Annotated in this window: 19 protein-coding genes; all 19 read right to left on the reverse strand. The window is 68.9% G+C overall.

Annotation, left to right across the window (positions count from 1 at the left end):
- Window positions 1–101 precede the first annotated feature (101 nt).
- Complete coding sequence (locus ACI7YT_RS16565) at window positions 102–482, reverse strand: hypothetical protein (RefSeq protein WP_406247046.1); 381 nt, start codon at window positions 480–482, stop codon at window positions 102–104.
- Window positions 483–491: 9 nt separating this feature from the next.
- Window positions 492–1133, reverse strand: a complete 642-nt coding sequence (locus ACI7YT_RS16570; protein ID WP_406247047.1) for a DNA/RNA non-specific endonuclease — start codon at window positions 1131–1133, stop codon at window positions 492–494.
- A 3-nt stretch (window positions 1134–1136) separates the two neighbouring features.
- Entirely contained in the window at window positions 1137–1835 is a 699-nt protein-coding gene (locus tag ACI7YT_RS16575) for a hypothetical protein (RefSeq protein WP_406250604.1), read from the reverse strand.
- Between the two features lie 94 nt (window positions 1836–1929).
- A complete protein-coding gene (locus tag ACI7YT_RS16580; protein ID WP_406247049.1) occupies window positions 1930–2568 on the reverse strand; it encodes a hypothetical protein in 639 nt (212 codons plus the stop codon).
- 1 nt (window position 2569) lies between these two features.
- Window positions 2570–3241, reverse strand: coding sequence for a hypothetical protein (locus ACI7YT_RS16585; RefSeq protein WP_406247051.1), 672 nt, complete (start codon window positions 3239–3241; stop codon window positions 2570–2572).
- Window positions 3242–3361: 120 nt separating this feature from the next.
- Complete coding sequence (locus ACI7YT_RS16590; protein WP_406247053.1) at window positions 3362–4201, reverse strand: hypothetical protein; 840 nt, start codon at window positions 4199–4201, stop codon at window positions 3362–3364.
- Window positions 4202–4224: 23 nt separating this feature from the next.
- The gene (locus ACI7YT_RS16595; RefSeq protein WP_406247054.1) at window positions 4225–4590 is read right to left on the reverse strand and encodes a hypothetical protein; all 366 of its coding nucleotides are present in this window, start codon (window positions 4588–4590) and stop codon (window positions 4225–4227) included.
- 203 nt (window positions 4591–4793) lie between these two features.
- On the reverse strand, window positions 4794–5423 hold the full coding sequence (locus tag ACI7YT_RS16600; RefSeq protein ID WP_406247056.1) for a hypothetical protein: 630 nt from the start codon (window positions 5421–5423) through the stop codon (window positions 4794–4796).
- 14 nt (window positions 5424–5437) lie between these two features.
- Window positions 5438–6160: a hypothetical protein gene (locus ACI7YT_RS16605; protein WP_406247057.1), complete on the reverse strand. Its 723-nt coding sequence runs from the start codon at window positions 6158–6160 to the stop codon at window positions 5438–5440.
- 1 nt (window position 6161) lies between these two features.
- Window positions 6162–6866, reverse strand: coding sequence for a hypothetical protein (locus ACI7YT_RS16610; RefSeq protein WP_406247059.1), 705 nt, complete (start codon window positions 6864–6866; stop codon window positions 6162–6164).
- Window positions 6867–6935: 69 nt separating this feature from the next.
- Window positions 6936–7382 carry a hypothetical protein gene (locus ACI7YT_RS16615; protein ID WP_406247060.1) on the reverse strand — a complete coding sequence of 149 codons (447 nt, stop codon included), beginning with the start codon at window positions 7380–7382 and terminating at the stop codon, window positions 6936–6938.
- On the reverse strand, window positions 7379–9082 hold the full coding sequence (locus ACI7YT_RS16620) for a hypothetical protein (protein ID WP_406247061.1): 1704 nt from the start codon (window positions 9080–9082) through the stop codon (window positions 7379–7381). Before ACI7YT_RS16620 ends, ACI7YT_RS16615 begins: the two co-directional genes overlap by 4 nt.
- 10 nt (window positions 9083–9092) lie before the next feature.
- Window positions 9093–9317 carry a hypothetical protein gene (locus ACI7YT_RS16625; protein ID WP_406247063.1) on the reverse strand — a complete coding sequence of 75 codons (225 nt, stop codon included), beginning with the start codon at window positions 9315–9317 and terminating at the stop codon, window positions 9093–9095.
- Between the two features lie 99 nt (window positions 9318–9416).
- The gene (locus ACI7YT_RS16630) at window positions 9417–9710 is read right to left on the reverse strand and encodes a WXG100 family type VII secretion target (protein ID WP_376178963.1); all 294 of its coding nucleotides are present in this window, start codon (window positions 9708–9710) and stop codon (window positions 9417–9419) included.
- Between the two features lie 120 nt (window positions 9711–9830).
- A complete protein-coding gene (locus ACI7YT_RS16635) occupies window positions 9831–14345 on the reverse strand; it encodes an FtsK/SpoIIIE domain-containing protein (protein WP_406247064.1) in 4515 nt (1504 codons plus the stop codon).
- Between the two features lie 52 nt (window positions 14346–14397).
- Entirely contained in the window at window positions 14398–15834 is a 1437-nt protein-coding gene (locus tag ACI7YT_RS16640; RefSeq protein WP_406247066.1) for an RDD family protein, read from the reverse strand.
- A 4-nt stretch (window positions 15835–15838) separates the two neighbouring features.
- Window positions 15839–17473, reverse strand: coding sequence for a serine/threonine-protein kinase (locus tag ACI7YT_RS16645; protein WP_406247068.1), 1635 nt, complete (start codon window positions 17471–17473; stop codon window positions 15839–15841).
- Window positions 17470–18891 carry an FHA domain-containing protein gene (locus ACI7YT_RS16650; RefSeq protein ID WP_406247070.1) on the reverse strand — a complete coding sequence of 474 codons (1422 nt, stop codon included), beginning with the start codon at window positions 18889–18891 and terminating at the stop codon, window positions 17470–17472. The genes ACI7YT_RS16645 and ACI7YT_RS16650 overlap by 4 nt, the downstream gene beginning before the upstream one ends.
- Complete coding sequence (locus ACI7YT_RS16655; RefSeq protein WP_406247072.1) at window positions 18888–19691, reverse strand: PP2C family protein-serine/threonine phosphatase; 804 nt, start codon at window positions 19689–19691, stop codon at window positions 18888–18890. Before ACI7YT_RS16655 ends, ACI7YT_RS16650 begins: the two co-directional genes overlap by 4 nt.
- Window positions 19692–19696 lie beyond the last annotated feature (5 nt).

A 19696-nucleotide genomic window follows, 5' to 3' on the forward strand; every position in this document is an offset into this window, starting at 1 on the left:
TGCCGGTCCTCCGTGGACCGGTCGAGCGGATCGGTCTCCGTCGCAGATGTCGATTCAGTCACGTGAGCCCCCTCGGCGTCCATCCTGCCATGGGGCGGTGCTCAGGCGAACTGGGGGCGCAGTTCCTCACGGATCGTGTCGATGTTCGCAGGAGTCACCTGCCAGCGAGTGACATCGGTGTCCTCGAACGTGACCTCGTAGTTTCCGCTCGTGCGATCGAACTGGATCAGGATCTTCACCGGAAGCGCGTCGTCGGGCTGGAAGTACGACTCCATGTACGCCGTGACCGCCGGCTCGATGCGCGTCGGACGCGCCGACGTGGCGGACGGCTTGCCGTCGGCGGAGTACACGTATCCGTAGGAGCCGCTGACTTCGCCGCCCGAGAATTCCAGGACCATGGCGAAGGACGCCCAGTCGTCATCCACTCTTCGCATGTTCTCGACGAGGGAGCGGACGAGGCCGACAACGGGTTCCACTGACATGAGACGATCCTATTCGGTCGGTGCGTGCGGGATGTTCCGGTTCGGGATGCGGGGGAAGCTCTGCTCGTGATCATTCCGGAAGACGTGCGCATGGTCGCGCACCACCTCGCCCGTGTTCGGGTTGGTGACCGTGTACTCGACCTCGAACTTGTCCGGACGCACCGCACCGGGCGGGTGGACGCCGATGTCGTAGTTCACCTCGTAACCCTTGTTCACCCAGTCAGCCCATTCGTTCTCCATGGTCTTCCAGGGCCCGCGGTTGAGATTCGAGGCCTGCGGGGCGATGCCCTCATCCGGTGTGTCACCGTAGAAACGGTGCGCGCCGAGGTGACCGCCGTCATCCGTGGACTGACCGAGATTGCCGACATCCGTCGCATTGTCGCCGCGGTCGCCGCCGCCGAAGTCCTCGGTGATCGTGCCGCGTTCGGAGATCGGTCGACCGTTGTCGGCGAAGTGGGTGGCCTTCGAGTTGCCGCCACGCGTCGTCACCACACCGTCGTCGAACCTGTCGACGTCGTTGGTCCCGTTCCTGTTGCGCGCCTGCCGCTGACCGTGCCCGCGGAACATCTCCGCGAGCTGCCGGACATGCACCGGCAGCTCATCGAGCGAGTTCTTCATCGGACGGATGATCGCGTCCCCGACTCCGGTCATTCGTCAGTCCCCCGTCAGATTCAGGCTGCCGAGATCGGCGAACAGCCGGTCCGTCAGCGACTCCACATCGCCCGCGTGCATCTCCATCTCGCCTTCCGCCTGCTCGAGCGCCTGCAGATCGGCGTAGAACTCGTCCGCGTCTCCCACGACCGCCTCGACGATCGGGGCGTCCAGCGCGGCCATGATCGCCCCAGGGATCTCTTCGGCGAGAGGCGTGATCACCATCGGGAGGATCTGTTCGAGTGCCTGCTCGATGGCGATCTCCACCGCGATGTTCAGCAGCTTCTTCTTGATGATCAGCATGGGGCCGGCGCCGACAGCGGTGATCGGGTTCGTGAGCATGCCGACCAGTGTGATCATCGTCGTCGTCACGTCCGCGATCACCTTGATCTTCAGTCCGAAGACGACGTCAGCGGCGATGTCCATCCCCGTCGGAACCGGGCCCAGAAGCCCCAGCAGCTTGTCGAGATTCTGCGAACGATTCGCGTTCCAGGCCGCCACGTAGGACGGGCCTGCCTGCCCGCGCATCGCCGCCGCGAGATCTCCGTTGACCTTGCGATCCATCGCCATGAGCTTCTGCTCGAGTTCGTCGCGGAAGACCCGCACGATCTCCGCCCCTCGGCGCAGTTCGTCCTCGTCCACGTCCGGCCACTCGAAACCGAGCTTCTCCATCACCCAGATCAGCTCGTTCGGCAACATCATGCCCACGATCGCACCTCCTTGCGATGACCATACGGAAGGGATGCCGGAAGCACCATGGGCAGGACTCCCCATGCGCCGCGGCAGACGCAGCGCATCACTCGCCGGGGACGTCGATCTCGACGCTCACGAAGCGGGAACCCGGGATGGGCGCGACCTTCACGGCCGCGTCGTCGAGCGAGCCGGCCGGCAGCCCGAAGCGGGCCGCGATCTCCGCGTTGCTCATGCCTTCCAGCACGGCGGCCTCGCTCGCCGGGGCGAGGAATCGCGAGTCGCCCTGCCCTGTTCTGCCGTACTTGTCCGGGTTGTCCTGCCCGATCGCGTCCTCGTAGAGCTCTTCGACCGCCTGTTTCCCTGCCTTCTTCGGGATGCCCTTGACCTCGTCCCAGATCTCTCCCGGTGTCTCGCGCACGGCCTGACCGACGGCGCCGCCGAGATCCCGCGCCGGGTCGTAGTCCGCATCGCGATGGCGCGGCGTCTTCCCGGACAGCTGGTAGTCCCGTCCACGGGTGACGTCCTCGAGCACGTCGTACTTCTTGGCGTGCGACGTCGGCTTGTCCGCACGATGCTTCGGCACGTGGTCCGCGCCTCGACGATCGACCCCACGGATGGCGTCGGCATCGGCACGGTGCTTTCCGCCGCGTTTGCGGAACGCTCCCGAGAACCCCTTCTTGAACTCGTGACCGGCTCCGTCGACGGCATCCATGATGTCGCGCATGACCTTCTTCATCGACATGTCAGTCCCCCGAGATCTGCAGGTTGGCGAGGTCGGCGAGCAGGCGATCGGTCAGGTCTTCGACGTCGGCGGCGTGGGCATCCATGTCGTCGGCGGCCTGATCGAGCGCCTCGAGGTCGGCGAAGAACTCGTCCACGTCGCCGATGTTGTCCTCGACCACCGGCGAGTCCAGCAGCGCCATCGCGAGGCCAGGGACCTGGTCCACGAGGGGCTCGACCGCCAGGGGCAGGACCTCCCCGATGACCTTCTCGAGCGTCGCCTCCATGAGCATCGAGAACAGCTTCTTGCGGGCGAGGATCAGCAGAGCCGCACCGCCGGCACCGAAGGGACCGGCAGCCAGCAGCGGGACCAGTTGAATGAGCGTGAGCGTGACCTCGGCGATGACCTTGACCTTGAGTGCGAGCACGACCTCGGCGGCGATGTCGATTCCGACGGCCGCGGGCCCCAGCACGTCGAGAAGCTGCTGCACGTTCTCGGAGCGGGTCCGATTCCACGCCGTCACGTGTGCTGCACCCGTCTGTCCGCGCATGGCGGCCGCGATGTCGCCGTTGATGCGACGGTCGGCGGTCTGGACGAGCGTCTCCATGTCGTCGCGGTACCCCCGCACGAGCACGGCGGCCTTCTGGACCTCATCCTCATCGATGTCGGGCCACTCGAGACCCATCTTGTCCATGATCCAGATGAGTCTCGAGTGGCAGCATCATTCCCACGGCGATCACCTCCGCGTTCGACGCTAGCCATCGACCGGGGATGCCGCGATGGGGAGATCAACCCATGGACGTGCGCGGATTCCTCAGTCGCGGGGCGGTTCGCCCGGCACGAAGTAGCGTGCCGGTGACAGGCCGGTCCGGATGATCGCATCGCCGCCGGCATCGAGGAACTGGTCCATCGTGGCGACGCTGAGCGCACCCGACGGATCCGCGACGATCACGTTGTCGACCACGGGAAGCAGCGACGCCGTGCCCTTCGGCCATGCCGCGAACGTCGTCGTCGCACCGGTTTCGAGCACTCGGATCTTCGGATCGATGTAGCGCACGTCGGGACGCTGCAGCGCCGCCGTCTGCGCCTCGTACGCGCGAACGCTGAACAGACGCAGGGCGCGCTGGATCCGCAGCTCCAGCGCGGGGAACTTCTCGAACCATCCGAACGGCGCCCATCCGTCCGCGGTCAGGACGATCGGATGCGCAGACACCAGCGGCGCTTCTGCCTCGAACAGCTCCTCGGCCAGGTCCAGCACCCGTCCGACAGCCGCTTCGTCATCCGCTCCGACGATCGCCAGCCGCTCACGCGACAGCACGAACACCACCGGGTCGCCCGCCAAGGACACCGTAGCCAACCGGGCCGGTTCCACCAGCACGGCCGCGGCGAGCGACTCGTCCGTGATGAGGATCACGCCGTCGACGGCATCCGGGAGCGGACCGGCCGAGGCGACTGCCGCGGCGACGGCGTCAGCGAACGGGCGAGACCACGCCTGCGCGTCGCCCTGCGTGATCGCGGCCCCGGTGCCGGTCGCGTTCAGGCCCACGAAGATCTCACCGCCGACGTACTCCACGCGCGGGTGCGCCTCACCGGGTGCCGTGATCGACAGCACGCCGAGCTCGCTCGCCCCGTACACGCGAGCGGTACCGCTCACTTCGACATTCCCGAACGCGCTCGTCACGATCCCTGACCCTCCGTCTTGTGCTCTACCAGGCTACCGGCTGCGTCCGATTCGCCGAACGCGACGACGTCCGCCCACGACCACGACAGATCGAGTGCCGGCATCTTCTTGGCCGCAGTCGGCCGACGCGCCGAGACCCACCCGACTGGGACCACGTGCAGCGCGATCTTGCTCACCGGAGCGGGGAGCGGCTCACCGTAGACGGCGAGCACCGCAGCGAACCCGCCGAACGCCCACCAGTCGGCCCGCCTGACGCCCGTTCGTGCCAGCTCCTTCGCATACGGGTTCCGCGGCGCCTCCGATCGGAGGTCGACACCGATCTGCATCCCCTGCCGGAACTCGCACGCGCTGCGGACACTCATCCACAGATCGTGCGCCCTCACGCCGTCGCGACGCGACTCCCCGCACAACGGCACGATCCATGCCTCGCCGCGTGAGAGCACCGGCACACCGTCGGTCAGCCAATGATCCCCGGGGTACGCCTGCCGCGTTCCGCGGAGCAGACGTGTCTCGATGGCCTCGACGATGCCGTACCCGGATGCGCCAATGCACTGATCCCGTGGATTCACCCCGCGGCGCCAGATGCATCGTCGCCGACCCGAGCCCGGTGCAGGTCTACGACCTCCGACCAAGACCACGCCAGATCGATTCCTCGCACGGGCTTCGTCGCCCGAGTCTCGGACACCCAGCTCGCGGGCACGATGTGCAGCGCCAGCGACGCTGTTCCGGTTTCCTCGTCGCCGGCCCGGACCAGCCCGATCCCCACCGTCGTCGAGACCGTCCAGAACGTCGCCTTCGTCGCCGCGGCCTGGCCGAGAGCACGCGCGTACGAAGCGATGCTGTCACCTCGATGCTCATCGAGTTCGGCGAGCGTGGATCCGCTGCGAGCCCAGTAGTAGCCGGAACCCTCCATCTGGGTCGCGAACTCGGCGATCTCCTCTGCCGTGACGCTTCTGCTTCCGCTCTTGGGATCGCCCAGCCACGCGAGTGGCAGGATCCGCGCGTCACCGCGCACGAGAACCGGGACGCCCGGAGGAAGCCAGCCGTCTTCGGGGATGCTCAGCGCGTCCTCCCACGGGCCATCAGCCCGCCGGACCCGCGAACGGCCCTCGTATGGCAGGAGCGCTCCCTCCACGACGGAGGCCGGGCGGAATGCGGCCGGCTGGTCCCGGAAGAGATCTCGATCAAGGTTCACGCACGATCACCGCCTCAAAAGCTGAAGGGTCGAGACGAACCGGGCCACTCACCAGGGTTGTACGAGTCGCCCGGGTAGAACTCGCCGTTGTTCGTTCCCTTGGCGAAGTCGGGGATGTCGATCACGGCTTCAGGAATGCCACTGGGCAGGTAGCCGCCGGGGATCCACTTGTCCGTGTCGGTGCCGCCCTCGTTGCCCGACGGCATCCGGAGTCCGTCGAGCTCGTGAGGACCGAAGTCGCGCATCACGACATCGCCGCCGGCGAAGAAATTGCGCCCGAGCCCCAGTGCCTCTCCCAGGTCTTCGGGACTGTCCACCTGGTTCATCAGATTCTGCAGCTGATCGGTGGGGAACACGTACGTCGTGTTGCTCCCATCGTCGGCCATGTTGTTGCCAGGGCCGTACCCGTCCAACGAGTCCTTCTTGTAGAAGTGCGTCGCCCCGTTCGCGAACTGATCGAGGTGCTTGTCGATGTAGTCCTTGTCGAGGTACTCGGAGGGGTTCGGCCGGTCCCCCTTTCCCGCCTTCACAACGTCGTTGGGTGTCCAGTCACCCCTCCACCCGTCCTGCAGCGGGTGCGTGACGTCGGCGGAGTCCAGATTCTGGACCTCGCTCGTGTTCCGCTTCGAAGCGGCGCCGTGCTTGCGGAACATCTCTGCCAGCTGCTTGATGTGCACCGGCATGTCGTCCAGCGATCGCAGCAGGGGCCGGATCGCGTCGTCACCGAATTTGCCCATGTCAGTCTCCCGTGATGTTCAGGCCGGACAGATCGGCCATCAGCCGGTCCGTGAGCGATTCGACGTCCGAGGCGTGCTGCTGCATCTCGCCCTCGGCCTGCTCCAGCGCCTGCAGGTCCGCGTAGAACTCGTCCGGGTCGCCCGCGACGGCCTCGACGATGGGCGAATCCAGCGCCGCCATGATCACGCCGGGCAGCTGCTCCGCCAACGGCTCGATCGCCATGGGCAGCAGCTGGTTCAACAGCTGCTCGATCGCGATGTCGACCACCGCATTGAGCAGCTTCTTCTTGATCAGCACCATCGGACCCGCACCGACCGCGGTGATCGGGTTCGTCAGCATGCCCACCAGCGCGATCATCGTGGTCGTCACGTCGACGATGACCTTCATCTTCAGCGCGAACACGGCGTCCGCCGCGATGTCCATCGCCGACGGCACCGGTCCGAGCAGATCGATCAGCCCCTGCAGGTTCTGGGAGCGGTTCGCGTTCCAGGCGCCGACGTACGCAGGCCCGGCCTGCCCGCGCATGGCGGTCGCGAGATCGCCATTGACCTTGCGATCCATGACCTGGATCTTCGTCTCCAGCTCGTCGCGGAAGACGCCGACGATCCCCGCGCCACGGCGCAGTTCGTCCTCATCGATATCCGGCCACTCGAAACCGAGCTTCTCCATCACCCAGATGAGCTCATTCGGCAACATCATTCCCATACGGCGCAACCTCCTCCAGAACTCTACGGGCAGGGATCGAGCCGCCGCGATGGGGAGAACAACCCATGCTCAGAACACGCGCGCCTGGTGCCCGAGCTGCGCCGCCAGGTCCACGATCGTCTCGGCATCCGACGCCGCGACGACGACGAGAGGGAAGGCATCCGAGTCCTCTTCGAGGAACACGACGCGCAGGTCGTGCTGTGCGAGAAGCAGATCGGCCGCGGCGATCGCATCGGGCAGATCGTCGATGTCGGCGACCGGCCCGAGGTCGACGGACGTGCGGAACACGCGCGGCAGTCCTGCCAGCGCATCTACGAGCTCTCCGCCGAAGTCCTGCGTCTCGAGGTACGCGAGCGCTCCAGCGTCGTCCAGCCCGTCGATGACCGCGAGCCAGGGGTCGGCATCCGGATCCGCCGCGGCGGTCTCCACCGAAGCGAGCAACTCGGAGTCGTCGTCCAGCAGCCGGCAGAAGCGCGCCCAGTCCTGCACGGAACCGCTCCGTGAGGTGCCGCTCACGGGACGGCCGCCCACTGCACGGCGCCGTACGTCAGCGGCGCCGCGACGCCGTTGCGGGGCGCGACACCGGTCACGTCCTTGTCGACGATCGTGATCCGCGGGTTCGCCGCGAGGGGAAGCGCCACCGCCGCGCGCACGATCGAGGCCTCGACGAGCGCGAGCACTTCTCGCGCCTCGTAGACGTCGGTGGTCTGCGCGAGCTCGGTGATCAGAGCATCCCGATCCGCATCCGCATGGCCGGTGACGGATGCCGAGCCACCGCTGCCCCACTGCGCGGCGATCTGCTCCGGCGTCTGCGGGATCGGCACCCGGGCGATCACGGCATCCCATCGGCCCTGCGCGAGAGCCGCACTGAAATCATCGCTGCCGCAGTCGATCGCGTTCCAGCCCGACTCCGCCGCGCTCTCCCGCAGCGCGGCGAACGCACCGGACGCGAACTCGCTGTGCCGGTCGTACAGAACGCAGACCGCGGCACCGTCCGGAACTCCGGCGAACTCGCGCTGCAGCGCTGGGTCGTCGCCTGGGTCGCCGAGCAGTTCTGCGAAACCGGAGTCCTCGTTCACGATGTCGAATGCGCGCGAACCTGGAGCCGCCAGCATCGCGGTGCTCGCCGTGTAGGCGGACGCCCACTCGCCCGCCCCGCGATCGACCATGGGACGCACCGGCAGCGCATGGATGAACGCGATCCGCGCCTGCTGCCCCGCGAAGACACCCGCAGGTTTCAGCAGCAGACTCCAGAGCGTGCCGTCGTGGGTCGTCGTGACCGTGAAGTCCTGGCGCTCGAGATCGTGGATCGGCGCCCGGTTCGACGAGGTCGGCGCGACCTGCGCGACATCCAGCACCTGACCTATCGCACCCACCGGGTCGTCTCCCGGCGGCACGAGATCAATCCGGGCGATCTGCGGCGTGACCGGACCGCGATACGCGCCGTTGGGCACCAGCGTCACGCTCTGCCCTGCCTCGTCGGCGACGATCTCGTCGATCGTGAACGGGCCGCTCGAGATCAGAAGGTCGGCGGGGACGTCCGAGGCGTCGGTGAACGCGAAGTCGTCGTTCCAGACTTCGGCGATCTTCTCGAGAGCGCTGGTGTCCGCCTCCTCGATCGCCCGAATGACCGCCTGCTTCGCCTCCATCGCATCGTCGATGCCGAGCGCCCGCTGCCCTACGACGTGTGCAGGGACCGGCACGGGGACGCGCTGCTGCCAGTCGATATCGGGCGCCGGGAAGGTCACGTCGATCGCGCGGGCGAACTCGTCGACCGCCGGCGTCTCCTCGGCGATCTGCGGCTCGACGGGTGTCTCGGCATCCTCCTGCTGCTTCGGGAAGTACCCGGATGCCCCGGCCCAGCCGAGCATCAGGTCGGCGGCATCGAGCGGGATGCCGTCGGACCACGTCGGTTCTGCGAGGTCGTAGCGGACCGTGAACGGGTCGTCGCCGACGATGCTCGCCGTGCCGAAGCCCTCATCGGGGACGAACTCGCCGTCGATCACATCGCCGAACCCGGCGCGGATCATCTCGGCGATGTCGACGTTCCCGGATGTCGGCGCGGCGGCTGCGTTCGTGGAGGTGAGCTCCCCGGTCCAGCCCACCGTGATCGCCGAGCCGGGGATCACGGTCTCGGGCAGCGCAGGCGCGCAGGCGGCCAGGCCCGCCGCGAGTAATACGATCAGCGTCGCCGAGATGCGGCGATGCGCCCTCATGACCTCGCCGTCACACGTAGTCGGTGCCGTCGTCGGCTTCGGCGGCCATCTCGCGGTACGGCTCGCTCTCTTCGCTCTCCAGCCACGCGCGCGCGTGCTCCAGCAGGACGGCAGGAGACTCCTCCGCCTCCTGCGCCGAGCCGAACGGACCGAGGGTGTCCTCCGACGGGCGCTCGTCCGCGCGCACGACCATCTGGGTGCTCAGGTTGTACCAGTAGGGCTGTGAACCGCTCATCAGCGCTCTCCTCCGCTCGTCTTGGTGATTCTATGCGAAAGGTCGTGATGCCCGTCCCCCCCGGACAGGCGCCACGACCTCTCTGACAGCAGTGCGGGCTCAGCCGCCGGCGAGCTCCGCGTCCTTGTCGCGGATCGAGTCCGCCATGCGGTCGAGCGCGTCGGCCATGTCGTTGACGGCCTCTGCTGCGTCGTCCAGCGACGAAGTCAGTTCGTTGTAGGCCGTCGAGTACGCGTCGGACGCGTTCTCGGTCTTGAATCCGTCCTGCACGAGGTCATCGATGACCGCCTGCAGCTCCTTCAGCGTGTCGGTGACGGTGCTGCGACCGTCGCGGAGACGCGAAGCCGCGCTCTCCATCTCGCTGTATGTTGCCCCGAAATCATGTCCGGCCATGAGAACCGCCTCCCAGCGTTTTGTCGTCTTCAGGCCGTTGCGGCCTCTTACGTCGAGGTTAGCCAATGAACGTCGACCGGCATACGGGGAGAACTACCCATGGCAGTTCTCCCCACGCGGTCACCCGCGGGCTGGCGCATCGGGCACGAACGGCATCTGCATCGTGACCGCACGACCGGACTGGACGAAGATTCCGCGCCCCACCGGGAAGTCCGATCTCTTGACCCGGCCGAACGGCGACTTGAAGATCGACTCGCCGTCGTAGGTGTCCGGTTTCAGCACGATGCCCTGGCGCCCGGTCTTCCACTCGCCCAGCACACCGATGCTGCCGCTCGCCCTGGTGATCTCGGCTTCGCCGACCAGCAGGTGGTCGCTGTTGTTCATCGCCTGCAGCAGCGCGCGCATGGGCCGATCCGCCGGGCCGTCCGCGAGGTGCGGCATGTCCTCGATCACGATCATGATCCGCTGACGCTGCGCGTCGCTCACGACCAGCTCGGCGAGCTCGGCGGCGAGGTCCTTCTCGTCCTCGGCCTTCGTGGCACTGCGCACCCAGGGGCGGAAGTCCTTGAGCTCTGCTCTGCGGCTGCCGAAGTGATACAGCTGAACGTTCGGGTCGAAGCGCTCCATCGCGACGACGAGCGCCTTGAGCGCGTTCGTCTTGCCCGATGCCGGGGGCCCGGACACGACGAACGATCCGATCGGCTCGAAGCCGCGAGGAGCGAGCGTGTCGTCCGCGACGCCGAACACCGGCATCCTGTCGGCCTGGGCCGGCATGTCGGCCACCGGGACCATCGTCGGCAGCGCGCCGATCTCGGGCAGATCGCGCACGCCCGCCTCGCGCAGGCGATCGCCGAGGGCGGCGAGCGCCTTCGTCTGCTCGACGGCGTTCGACGTGCCCCCGAGGACGGCGATCTGCGCCTCGTGCCCGTCGATGACGGCACGCCCCGGCGCGGACTGCTCGTCGAGGACGTCGCGCGGCACACCGAGCAGCATGTACTGGCTGGGGTCCCCCATGCGCAGGACGACGCGGCGCGAGATGTTCGACGCCACGGCGCTCGGCACGGCGTTGCCGCGGTCGGCGGTCATCACGACGTGCAGACCGAGGGTGCGTCCCTCGCCGAGGATGCGCATGAAGATCCGGTAGAACGGCCCGCGTCCCGGCGCCATCTCCCAGTCCTTCTTGAACTCGGGGTAGTTGTCGATGAGCAGCACGATGCGCGGCATATTCGCATCGGCGAGCTCGCGGTACTCCTGGACGGAGCCGGCGCTGGCCGAGGCGAAGGCTGCGGAGCGGCGGTCCATCTCACGATCGAGCGTTCGGAAGAGCCGCTGGATGCGCTCGGCATCCGCACCGTCGACGACCGAGCCGACGTGCGGCAGCGCGGACAGCGCGGACAGCGCGCCGGAGGCGAAGTCGAGGCAGTACACCTGCACCCGGCCCTTGTCGGGCCGCATCCCGGCCGCGGTGCCGATCGTCTTGAGCAGGGTCGACTTGCCCGAGCCTGAGGTCCCGTAGATCACCAGCGAGCCGTCGCGGTCCGGCGAGAAGACCGCCGGCTGCTGCAGCTGCTTCTCGGGGACGTCGACGAGCGCGATCGGAACGCGCGTGTCGCCCTCGTTGGGCAGATCGCTCAGGTCGACGAGCGGTGACAGGTCGTCGAGCCACGGGCGCCGTGGCCGGGGCAGGCCGGCGGCGGCACTCGCCTTGATGAGCGTCGACACGATGCGCTTCTGATCGTTCGGGCCGAGGTCCTCCTCGTGCACATCCGACTCGGCGAGGCCATCCGCCTCCCACTCGCTGGTCGCGCCGAAGCGGAGCTCGGCGACCCGCACCTCCGCGACCGCGGCGTCGTCGTCGGTCGTCCATCCGCCCGCGTACGCGGACTGGAAGGGCACCAGGCGCCCCGGCCCCGTCTTCGCGATCGCGCGACCGGGAAGCGCGGGCGAGAAGCTCGCCGCGATCGGATCGTCCACGACGTCGCGCGAGTCGGACTCGTCGGCCATGCGCAGTGCGATGCGCAGGTTCGTGTTCGCCCGCAGGTTGTCCTTGATGACGCCGGCAGGACGCTGCGTCGCCATGATGAGGTGGATGCCGAGCGAGCGCCCTCGCTGCGCGATGTCCACCACGCCGTCGACGAAGTCCGGCATCTCGGACGCCAGCGCCGCGAACTCGTCGATCACGAGCACGAGGGCGGGCGGCGTCTCCGGATCCTGTCTCTTCTCGAGTTCGAGGAGGTCCTTGGCCTTCTTGCGGTTGAGCAGGTGCTCGCGGTGCTGCAGCTCGGCGCGGAGGCTCGTCAGCGCGCGCCGCACCAGGTGCGGGCTGAGATCGGTGACGAGTCCGACGCAGTGCGGCAGTTCGACGCAATCGGCGAACGCGGATCCGCCCTTGTAGTCGACGAACAGGAACGTGACGCGATCGGGGCTGTGCGCTGCCGCCATGCCGAGCACCCACGCCTGCAGGAACTCGGATTTTCCGGCACCGGTCGTTCCGCCCACGAGGGCATGCGGGCCATGTGTGCGCAGATCGAGCGCCATGGCGTCGCTCGGCCCCTGCCCGATGATCGCGCGGAGCGTCCCGGATTTCTTCATGCGCGGGCGCGGATTCGGAGATCGATCGAGGATCGTGTTGTTCTGCCGCCATCGCTCGATCACGACGCGCGGGTCCTCGGCGATCGCCGGATCCACGAGTTGCAGGAACATGACCGCGGTCGGGATGTCGGACGAGTCGTGCACGACCGTGCTCGCGTCGACGACCGGCGCGAGGCGTCGAGCCAGCATGTGCATGTACGCGTTGGAGACGCCCTCCACACGGACGTGCTCGAAGTTCTCGCCGTTGCGGACGAGTCCGACGGTCGCGTCCTCGAGCCCTGTCGTCACGTCGATGTAACTGCGGCACACCGCGGGCAGCGACTCGACGGTGGGCGAGACGAACACCGCATGCACGCCGTGATCCGCACCGCGCTCGAGCACATCGGTCAGGCGTCCGCGATCGACGGGGGCGTCGCTGGTCACGAACACGATGACCGACACCCTCGGCGTGCTCTTGTGCTCGCCGGCCGCCCGCGACACGTCCGTGCCGTACAGGATCGGGTTCCAGTCCTCCTTGAACGGACCGCGCGGTTCGCCCGCGCCCTCGGTCGCGGCGGCGCGGGCGACGTACTCCTCGAGCGTGCTGAGCAGCGCGGCGCCGGTGGGCGCCGAGTCGGCGAGGGCCACATCGCGGAAGGGACTGCGCTCACTCGAGGTGTGCGGCATCCACTTGAGCCAGTCCAGCTCGGGCGTCCAGGCCGCGTCGGCGAAGGCGACCGCGACGACGTCGTTGGGAGCGTGCATCCCGAACAGCTGCACCGCGATCCCGCGCATCGCGTCGGCGACCGGTGCTTGGGGGCCGGCGATGCCGATCGAGCCGGAGTCGGCGAGCGCGTCGTATACCGGCACGTCGTCGACGAAGGCGTAGCGCTCCTGGAGCCGGTCGATGCGGTCGATGAACTCCGGGAGGCCTTCGGGTGCGTCAGCGTCGTCGATCTGATTGCGCGCGGGGAGGCGGCAGCTGCCCAGCCGGAGGCCGAGGAAGTTCCAGTGCTCCGGTCGCCTGGTCCACAGCAGCGGCCCGAGCCGCATGGCGTGGTCGAAGACCTCGGCCACGGGCGGCGCCTCGGCGTTGCGCGCCAGCTCCTCTTCGGGCTTACCGCGGAAGAAGTCCTCTTCCAGCTGCTCGTACTGGCGCTCGAACAGGAGGAATTCGTGGTTCGTGCCTTTCTTGCTCTGCACGGCCTGATTGATGATATTGCCGAACGCCATCAGCGGCGTCATGACGACCATCAGCAACGATCGCGGATTCTCATTCAAGGCGTACAGTGCCAATCCCATCAGGATCGGCGCGACGAGAATCGGCCACGGGAACATCTTCCCGATCTTCTCGGTGGGCAGCCGCGGCGGCTTGAACTGGGTCCCCGGGTACCGCACCTCGACGCGGGGGCTGCGGTTGAACAGCAGCCCGCCGCCGCGCTCGATGATCGGTTCCTCGGCCGTCGAGCCGTCGAATGATCGCGCGAGACGCAGCACGAGCGTGGTGCCGCCGATGACGAACGGCTCACCTTCTTCGACCCGCACGCGCTGCACGGCGACACCGTCCACCAGCACGCCGTTCGCCGAGTTCAGGTCGACGACCTCGATGTGCGTGCCGACCTCGAGTCTCGCGTGCCGCTTGGACACCATCGGGTCCGAGAGCACGACGTCGTTGCCGGCTTCTCGGCCGACGAAGACGTGGCCGGTGGTGATGGGGAACTCCTGGCCGGCGAGCGCGCCGGCCGTCGCGACCAGGACGCCCGCGCTCTCCCGCCGGTTCGCACCGGCGAAGTCGGGCCCGTAGTTGAGGATGGATGCCGCGAACCCGGAGCCGACCGCCGCCTCGCCGATCGGCACGTCCGGCTGCAGCGGGACCAGCCGCTCGCCGGTCGGAGGCGCGACGGCCAGCGTCAGCACATCGCCATCGGCGACGGGCGTCGAGCGCGTCGGGTCGGCAGCGGCGACGTGGCGCGCGACGTCGCCCGCGGTCGCCGTGGAGTCGGTCGTGATCACGATGTCGACGGGGTCCCCTGCCGGACGATGCAGGGTCAGCTTGAGCCTCATGCGTATTCCTCAATCCCGCTGGGCTCGCCAGCGCACATCTGTTCGCCCACCGTCACACCCGCACCACGGACGCCACGCGGTCGCCGAGCCGGATCACGTCGCCGTCGACCGTGCGCACAGGGATGCCTGCGGCGACGGCGTACTCGACACCGGCCCTGACGAGCCCGGACCCGTTCGTCGAGCGGCAGTCGATGATCTCGAGCCCGCCATCGACCGGACGCACGAGCAGGTGCGTCTTGGACAGGGATCTGCTGTCGTCCGTCAGAGCGATCGGCCGGGCCTCCGGGTGCTCGGTCGCATCCGGGTTGCGCCCCAGCAGGACGGGTTCGGACACCAGGATGCTCTCGCCGGTGTCGAGCCGCAGCCCGAAGCGCGCCGCGGGCATGCGCTGCGCGGGGGAAGGGTGGGACTCGGGAGCCGGAGCCGGCTGCGATGCGGGAGCATGCTGAGTCGGCAGCGGCGCGGGCGCGGGTTGCGGCGCGGGTGACGGCCGAGCTGCGGGAGCCGGCCGGGGCGCGGGAGCCTGAGCCGGTGCCTGCTGCGGACGCGGCGTGGACGTCGGCACGGGTCCCGGCATCCCGCCCGGCCTCCCCATCGACGGCAGTATCGGGGCCGGCGTCGATGCCGGTTCGCCCCGGTAGCCGCCGAGCACGGGCTTGCCCGTCTCGACCTGCACGGATTCGGCCGCAGCCGTCGCGAGTCCGACCTCGGGGCGCTCGTTCGCCGCATACGGGCGGGCGACGCCGAGCACGCCGGCGCTGATCCGGTTGCCCGGCCGATAGGCGGGCTGCGCGTCCGCGGTCGCGTGGGTCGCCAGCGACGGCAGGGTCGAGCGGCCCTTCGTCGGCTCCGCCTTGACCATCTTGCGCGCCACGCGCATCCGCTTCTCGTCGTACGGGTTGAGCCCGCGGCGCGCATCGACCAGCCAGATGCCGGTGGCCTTGTCATGCCAGCCTCGGCCGCGGCCCTCCGGGTCGAACGTCGGTGTACTGAGCAGCAGCGCAGGTCCCAGCACGGGCACGATTCCGGATGCGCCGAAGATCAGGAACCGCAGCAGCACGCGCCCGACACCCGGTCGCTCGAGCGTGCGCACGTCGACGCTGCGGATGCCGGCGATAGCCTTGCCGATCGTGCGTCCCTGACGACCGTGCTGCACCCACTGCACGATCAGGAGAATGAGGGAGAGCACGCTCGAGACGCTCGCCATCACGACGGCCAGGATGAAGCCCGGGTGGTTCAGGAACCCGTACGGCGAGATCGCGCCCGTGGCGAGCTTCAGGAGCAGCGGAACCGCTCCGAGCCACAGCGGCAGCTGCAGCAGCATCCAGAGCGCGACGTCGCACACCAGGGCGAGGCTGCGCCGGCCGAACGGCGCGCGCAGCAGACCGAGCGCAGCGGCGTACGCGGGATCGGGTCGCCCCACGGAGTCGAGCCCCTCGATCTTCGGCTTGCTGTCGTCGATCTCCCAGATCATGCCGTCGGATTCCATCCCATCAATCCACGCACCCCCGCACGGGTTCCGCGAAGTCTCCGTCCGCACGCACCAGCGACACCTCGACGCAGACCTCGCCCGCGCCCTGCGGAGTGAAGGTCACCGTCGGCTCGTTCGCCTTCTCGCTCTTCGACTCGCCGGACAGCACGACCTGCTCCCAGATGTAGTAATCGCCGTCCTTCGGATCCGGGTTGGTCCACGTGAAGGTCACCTGCGCACCGTTGCGGGCGCCGGCGAGCTCGGTGATCTCCGGGGTCCCCACCGGGATGACCTCCTTCGGATCCACGACCTCCTCGGTCTCCTGCGGATCCGGTGCGGCGTTCAGCGTGTTCGCGACGAGGGTGATCCCCACCACGGCTGCGGCGACGAGCACCAGCGCTCCGAGAACCCCGCCGATGAGCAGACCGGTCCGGCGTCGCGGCTTCGCCTCGGCATCCGTCGGCACGGATGCCGCAGCAGGTGCAGGTGCGGCCTGCGCGGTCAGCACCCGCGGCGGACGCAGCAGGGTCCGGTCTTCGGCGGATGCCGGTGCCGGCTGCGGCGAGATCGTCGCAGGCCCCCGGACGACCGTCGCGTCGGATCCGGATGCCGCGGTGGGCGGATCGAACACCGGCATGGCGGACGTCGCCGGTGCCGGGGTTCCCAGCGGACCACCGGCGAACGGCTGGGTCAGCGCGGAGGGGCGTGTGGATCCGGCATCCGGGTCGATGCTGACGACCTGCCGAACACGCGTCAGACCGTCGTCATCATCTTCGATCTGCTCGACCGGGTGGTCGTCGACGATGTCGACGGGCGTCACGGAGTGCGACAGCTCGATCTGCACCTTCTGCAGCGCGCGGGCGAACGAGACGGCGCTCGGGTACCGGTCGGCGGGGTTCTTGGCCATCGCGCGCTCGAGGACCCGCTGCAGGCTCGCCGGAGAGTCGGGGCGGCCCAACTGCGGCAGCGGCGCGCGCTCGATGCGCTCGATCAGGTCGGCGCTGGAGTTGCGCTCCCCCGCGCGCTCGAACGGCGAACGACCGGCGAGCAGCGTGTACAGCGTCGCGCCGAGCGCCCACACGTCCGACCGGGTGCCGCTCGTCGGCGGGTCGCCGAACGACTCGGGAGGCGACCACGGGATCGACATCCCGGTGGCTTCGGACATGGCCGAGGTCGTCGAGGCGATGCCGAAGTCGGTCAGCGCCGGACGGTTGTACTCGGTCACGAGGATGTTGGCCGGCTTGATATCGCGGTGCAGCACTCCGGCACGATGCGCGGTCTCGACGGCCCCCGCGACCTGGATGCCGACGCGCAGCGCCTCGGCGACCGAGAAAGACTCGCGGCGAGCACGCAACTGCAGGTTGGGCCGGGGGCAGTACTCCATGACGAGATACGGCCGACCGTCACCGGCGACGCCGGCCTGGTAGATCGTGACGATCGCGGGATGCGTCGACAGCATCGCCATGACGTTCGCCTCGTCGGTGAACTCCTGTGCGGACGCGCTCGCGATGCGGTCGGCGAGCAGCACCTTGACGGCGACGCGACGCCGCGGCAGCTGCTGCTCGTACAGGAAGACGTCCGCGAAGCCACCCGTGCCCAGCGGCTCCACGTACGTGAAGCCTGGCAGCTCGGGCGGCGCCGACGGGGGTCGATTCACGGGAGGTCCTCAAAGGCGACGGTGACGCCGTCGCCGAGGTCGATCACGTCACCGGTGAGCACGAGCGTCTGCTCGCCGGGGTGCAGGCGCACCGGGTCCGCGCCGGGGCGCAGCAGGGTGGAGCCGTTCGTGGTGTGCAGATCGATCACCACGACCGTGTCGCCTTCCGGCCGGACCTCGAGGTGGCTGCGCGAGATGTCCTGCTGAGGGCTCTCCACGGCGATCAGGTGCGGCAGGCTCGCGCCGGACGCGCGGGGCGCACGGGGGCGGCGGCCGATCACGACCGTGCGGTCGAGGTCGACGACCTGGCCGGTGGAGACGCGGATCCGTCCGCCTCCGACCGTCGGCAGCAGCGCGGTCGGAGCCTCCGGCTCGAGCTGTGGCACCGGCGGCAGGTCGCCCCGGAGCGCACGCGCCTCGGCGACGGAGATCGTCGCACCGTCGTGGTCGCCCTCGACCGGCGCGGCCGGCGGCGACGGGACGGAGTGCACGGTGTCGCCGAACAGCTGCTCGAACTCGTCGAAGTCAGACCCGAGGGTCTGCTCGGCCGGGACGAGCGTCTCGCCGCTGATGCCGTCGGCGGGTTGCGGTTCCTGCTCGGGCTCGGCTGGTCCGGATGCTCCGGGCTCGGATGCTTCGGGTCCGGACGCGTCAAGCCCCGACACTTCGGCCTCAGATGCTCCAGTCGGCTCGGGGTCGTCGGTCGGCTCATCGATGGCGATGGCCTCGGTCGCCGCGTCGGGCGCGGACTCGGCAGCCTCGGCGGATGTCTCCGACTCCTGCGGCTCTGCCGCGTCGGCATCCGCGTCGGCATCCGCGTCGGCGTCGATCGGCGGCCAGGCCAGATCCTCGGAGGTCGGAGTCGGCGGCTCTGCAACCGGCGCGGCCACCGCCGCAGCGCCCGGCAGCAGTGCGTCCGCGGCCTGTGCGTCGGGAGCGGACTCGGTCGACGCGTCATCGGACGGTGCCGCGTCGGACGGCTCGACGTCCGCGATGACCTCGGCGGCGCGGATGACGCCGCCGATCACCGGCAGCTCCGGCGCGCCGGCCGCGTCGTCGAGGCGCAGCACGATGCGGGTCGCGCCGGGGATGAAGCGCTCGTTCCAGGTCAGGACGTCGGCACCCGTCAGCGACTGGACGCCGTCCGTGCCGGTGACGTCGACCGTGATGTCGCCGCGCAGCGCGACGCGCGCGTTCGCTCCCTCGATGACGACGGCGATGAAGGGCGGCATCGCCGAGAACGATCCGCCGACGCTGTCCGTGATCGCATCCACCACGACGGCGAGCGTGCACTCGGCGTTCAGCCGCTCCCACAGGGTCGCTGTGAGCGCCTCCGACGCGTCGAACGGCAGGGCGACGAGCGCCCCCGGTGCGACCAGAGTGTTCCACTGGCCCGGTCGATAGATCGTGTGCATCATCGCATCCCTCCTGCGGCGGCTTCTCTCGGTCGCGTGTCCGCATCGATGTCGTCGTCCGCCTGCAGCGGACGACCGGGCTTGGACGCGACCAGCACGGCGTCGGCGACGACGACCGTCACGTTGTCGCGCCCCCCGGCCCTGACCGCTTCATCGACGAGCACGTCGGCGGCGGTCTGGGGGTCCGGTTCGGTCATGAGGATGTCGCGGATCCGCTGATCGTCCAGTTCGGAGGAGAGCCCATCAGAGCAGATCAGCATCCGGTCCCCGAGCTCGGCGGGGAACATCCAGTAGTCGGCTTCTCCGGTGCTGCCTGCGCCGATCGCGCGGGTGATGATGTTTCGACGGTGATCCGACGCGGCATCCGCGATCGACAGCTCGCCGGAGTCGATCAGCTCCTGCACGACCGAATGGTCGACGCTGATCTGCTCGAGCTCGCCACCGGCGAGCCGGTAGGTGCGGGAGTCGCCGATGTTGAAGGTGAGCCAGTAGCCCATGCCGTCGACCGACGCGATCGCTGCGCCGCTGAGCGTCGTCCCGGCTCGGCCGTTGCCCGACGTCGACAGCGCATCGACCGCGGTGCGGGCGCGGCTGAGCGCTGTGCGGACGTCGTCGAGCGTCAGGTCGGGTCGGCCGATGAAGCGGGAGAACTGCTCGACGACCGCGGCGCTGGCGCATTCGCCGGCCTCGTGTCCGCCCATGCCGTCGGCCACCAGGAACACCGGCGTGCTCGCGAGGAGCGAGTCCTCGTTGAGCGGTCGCCGGTTGCCCGCGTGCGTCGCCGAGCCGGTGGAGACGATCATGGCCG

Origin of the sequence: Microbacterium sp. M, from assembly GCF_045181065.1 — a bacterium.
Lineage (GTDB): Bacteria > Actinomycetota > Actinomycetes > Actinomycetales > Microbacteriaceae > Microbacterium.